This is a genomic window from Rhizobium sp. SEMIA 4085 (assembly GCF_013004495.1).
In the GTDB taxonomy this organism is placed as follows: Bacteria; Pseudomonadota; Alphaproteobacteria; order Rhizobiales; family Rhizobiaceae; genus Rhizobium; species Rhizobium gallicum.
This window is the reverse complement of record NZ_JABEPH010000467.1, coordinates 1-3,894: the sequence shown is the minus strand read 5'-3', so window position 1 is coordinate 3,894 and position 3,894 is coordinate 1. Positions and strand designations below refer to the sequence as shown.

The window sequence follows — 3,894 nt, the reverse complement described above, 5'->3', positions numbered from 1 at the left end:
CGACATGGGTGAGAGAAGCGAGTGCCTGGGCTGCAACGTATCGTGGATCGATAGCGACGGCGTCGGTGGCCAAGCTGCGCGCTGCGACATTTCCGGAACGGGTATGTGCGGATGCCCGCTCCCGCCCACGCAAGAAAAAACTCATACGCCTGGACATTGACTGCGCGCGCCCGAGTTAGCCGATCCTGATCGCCACGCGTGAGGTTCAGTTTGAGTGCGGCCACGATCTCCTGCTTGAGTTCATCCTGAACCGCATAAATGTCGGTCAGGTCACGATCATACCGGCTGGCAGACATGTCCGCCGCTGCTTGCATCGATCAATTGCGCTGTGACACGAATCCGGTTGCCGGCCTTGCGCACGCTGCCCTCGAGCACGTAGCGGACGCCAAGCGCCCTGGCCATCTGTGGCACAGAGGCTGCTGCATTTTTGTATGCGAAAGACGAGTTGCGGGCGATCACGTGGAACTCAGACAGCTTCGAGAGGTCGGTAATGATATCCTCACTGATGCCGTCGGAGAAATATTCCTGTTCGGCATCGCCGCTCATATTGTTGAATGCCAATACGGCAATGGAGATTTTATCAGGATTGGCCGCAGTCAAAGGTATTTCCTTTGCGGGCGGCAGCGTCTGTACCGCCGCTGGGGGGCAGTTCCGATCTGGAGGGAATAGACCCGCATCGGCTCTGCAATATTTTTCAGATGAAGCTGGCCGAGATCAGTCACCGCAAGATCAAGCCGCGCTTTCACCTGGCGGTAAACATCTTCGGAGAGACAGATCGTGCCGGGCTTGGCAATTCCTCCTAAGCGTGCAGCGATGTTGACGGCGTCGCCCATTAAATCGCCGCCGCTCTCCTCGACCACATCGCCCACATGGATCCCGACCCGGAACTCGATGCGCTGCTCACGCGACACGCCGGTATTGCGATCGATCATGGCCGTCTGCACCTCGGTCGCGCAGCGCACGGCGTCCACGACGCTACGGAACTCGATAAGAATTCCGTCGCCTGTGCGCTTGACCAACGCGGCCATGATTGACATCGATTGTCGGGTCGATCAGATCGCTGCGCAGCGTCCGCAGCCGCGCTAGGATGCGATCCTCGTCCGCACCAGCAAGACGGCTGTAGCCGACTACATCGGCAACGAGGATCGCCGCAAGTTTTCGCGTCTCACTCATAGCTAAAGTTCCCGTCGACCCAGATTAGCACATAGGCCAGAGAATGCTTCAGCATAGGAGCGAATTTATATGAGGTTTAGAGGCGAGGGGGCCCGTCAATTTGAGAAAATTGCGCCTAATGTTTGCGGCGAGCGGATTGATCGCGCAAGCAACCCGCCCCTCCGCGTTTTAGCGGGCACGGATGTCGCGACCGCGGAACTGGTCGTCTGCATAGGTCACCGAGCTGAACTATGCTTCCAGACACTGCGGGGTTCTTGTCCTTAACGCCCGAATTTGTCTCATAGGCTTGAGCGCCGATTCCAAATCCTCTGCCGGCATGGTTAGGCGTCTGGCTGCCGGAGCTGAGGGGCCCTGCCGATTGTTATCTTCAACGTGATCAGGACCGGCACCGCGGCAGCTTTTCCGCTGTTGCTGATGAAAATGCTCTGGGGCTTTTGACGCGCTGGTTGGCATAGTTCCGACAAAACTAGCGCATCAACGATCGGGACGTCGGTGAAAGCCTCAGCACCTCGCTCGCCCGCCACGTGCGTCGCATGATTTGCGGTTCGATTTCCTGGGTCCACTTCCGCGACGCTGCAAGTGCGCCGAGATGAGTGGCGTAAGCTTGCGGCGTCGAGAAGCGGTAAAGAGCGACAAAAACTGATTCTCCTTCTCGGATCGGGAGCCTTGGGAACGTGTTGGCGCTGTGTTCGCTCATGAAGGTTGCAGGCACAGTCGCGCCACTTTCGAGAAGCGGTAAGCGGAGCTCATTTTCGAAGAAAGTAGCAAAAGCCTCCTCTTTACCCGGCGCAGTGTAATGGATCGCGCAAAGAAACAGCGCGGACGACTCCAAAGTGCTGCCGCAGGTCGGTCGCGCTGCGGCGGACAGTTGAGAGCTCGGGTCGAGGTTGGCAGGGCGCAGCAGCAGAACATTGTCGGAATTAACCATTGTGCCGTTGGCGACATCACGATGGCGCGCCCAGACGGGGCCTCCGTAAAAGCGGCCGAGCGCCTCTCTTCGAGCCTCCATATTCGCAAAGCCGCGCAACCAGACGAAGCTGTCGGTATCATCGAGGTCGCGAAACTGAGCCACGACGCGTATGCCAGCTTCCTCCTGTGTCTCCAGAAATTCTCGATCGAAAACCTCGATCAGCGTTTCGCGCGCAGCCGGATGGAGACGGTACTGGCGGAGTTCGAAGACTGAATCGGCTGACGTGGCGTCACGCATTGATCCCTCAAAAAAACAGGATGGTTGTCCTGTTTTTAATTACAGGTCGATTGTCCTGTTTGTCAAGTTATGTTACAGAGCTCTTCAATGGCGAAGCGTCTGCAGAAGCGAAGATCGAACAATCCGGAAGGCGTAAAAAGGCGCATTGTCGACACCGCTTTCAACGCCTTCACTACCCGTGGCTACAGCGTTACTACCGTTCAGGATCTCAAGGCGGCCGCGCACGTAACAGGTGGAGCGTTCTCACATCACTTCCCGACAAAGAAGGAACTGGGCCTTGCCGTTTTGAACGGCAATGTCGCCGACGCGGTCGAGGAAACTTGGATCAAGCCGATATTACAGGCTAAGACGGCATCCGACGGCATAGAAGCCATATTCACCAAGATCATACGAGAACTGGATCAACAGGGCTTTGTGTCTGGATGTCCGCTCGGCAATATGGTGAGCGAACCGGCCGCACAAGATGGCGCCATGCGGGAGGCCGCCATCGCAATCCTCGCGCAATGGAGAAGCGAACTTGCGCAAAAGATCCGCGCGGATCAACTCGCCGGACACTACGCTCACCTTGATGCGGAGGCCGCATCAATTTTCATAATTGCATCATACTGGGGCGCAATGGGAATCGCGAAGGCAAGCCAGAGCAGTTCTGCTCTCAAAGACTGCGGCCAGGAACTACTGAGATACTTTGATCTTTGTCCGAGCCAGAAACCATGAAACGACAGCGGCGCAAAGCCCGCAGCTTGCGCCGTGACGGCTTCGAAGTGCTCAGGCCGCGGCTCCAGCGAGATCGCCTGATTTTGGGCGGCATCTCCTCCGACACTGGCTGATGGAAGCGGTCAGTCTCTGCAGCTATTCTCAGGCTCTGCCCGAAGCTATGCTGGCGCTGGTGCATATGGATACCATGGCTGTTCGATCGGGAGGCACCATTGTGACTGAGAACGAAGTAGATGTGGCGATCATCGGCGCTGGCGCGGCCGGTATAGCGGCGGGTAGGCGCCTTATGGCGGCGCGGCCGGATCTTTCGCTCGTCGTTCTGGAGGCGTCCGCACGTATAGGAGGGCGAGCGCGGACAGAGCATTTCGGTGCGGGACTGGGCGCCCTTGACGTCGGATGCGGATGGCTGCATGGGGCAAGAACGAATGCCTGGACGGCGATCGCCCGACAACTTGGACTTACGATCGATGACACCCGCGCGCCATGGGACGAGGGAGGACGTAAGCTCGAAACGAACGCCGACGCCCGGCCCGCAATCCGCGCCCTCGAAGCATTCTTTGAGAGGATCAGTTCCCATGAGGGCGAGGACGCGGCGCTTTCGAACCTGCTCCCAGCCGACGGCAGGTGGAACGAATACGTCCATGCGGTCGGTGGGTTCATCACCGGAGCCGGACTTGATAGATCGTCGGTAGTCGACCTCCAGCGGTATGAGCCCGGTCCCGGTCCCGACTGGCGAGTACGTGAAGGTTATGGAACGGTTGTTTCCGCCTATGGCGGCCCCCTTTCGATCGAGCTGCAGA

3 protein-coding genes and 1 pseudogene are annotated in these 3,894 nt (G+C 58.2%); 2 read left to right on the top strand and 2 right to left on the bottom strand.

What is annotated here, in order from left to right:
- Positions 1–1,173 (bottom strand): annotated as a pseudogene (locus C9413_RS29225) (adenylate/guanylate cyclase domain-containing protein); the annotation flags it as partial.
- A gap of 466 nt (positions 1,174–1,639) precedes the next feature.
- On the bottom strand, positions 1,640–2,380 hold the full coding sequence (locus C9413_RS29220) for an NIPSNAP family protein (RefSeq protein ID WP_040115044.1): 741 nt from the start codon (positions 2,378–2,380) through the stop codon (positions 1,640–1,642).
- 87 nt (positions 2,381–2,467) lie between these two features.
- On the opposite strand from C9413_RS29220, the gene C9413_RS29215 reads away from it, so the two are divergent.
- Both C9413_RS29215 and C9413_RS29210 read left to right on the top strand, forming a co-directional pair.
- Entirely contained in the window at positions 2,468–3,094 is a 627-nt protein-coding gene (locus C9413_RS29215; RefSeq protein ID WP_052451770.1) for a TetR/AcrR family transcriptional regulator, read from the top strand.
- A gap of 214 nt (positions 3,095–3,308) precedes the next feature.
- On the top strand, positions 3,309–3,894 hold a 586-nt coding region (locus C9413_RS29210; protein ID WP_348648813.1), incomplete at its 3' end, for an FAD-dependent oxidoreductase.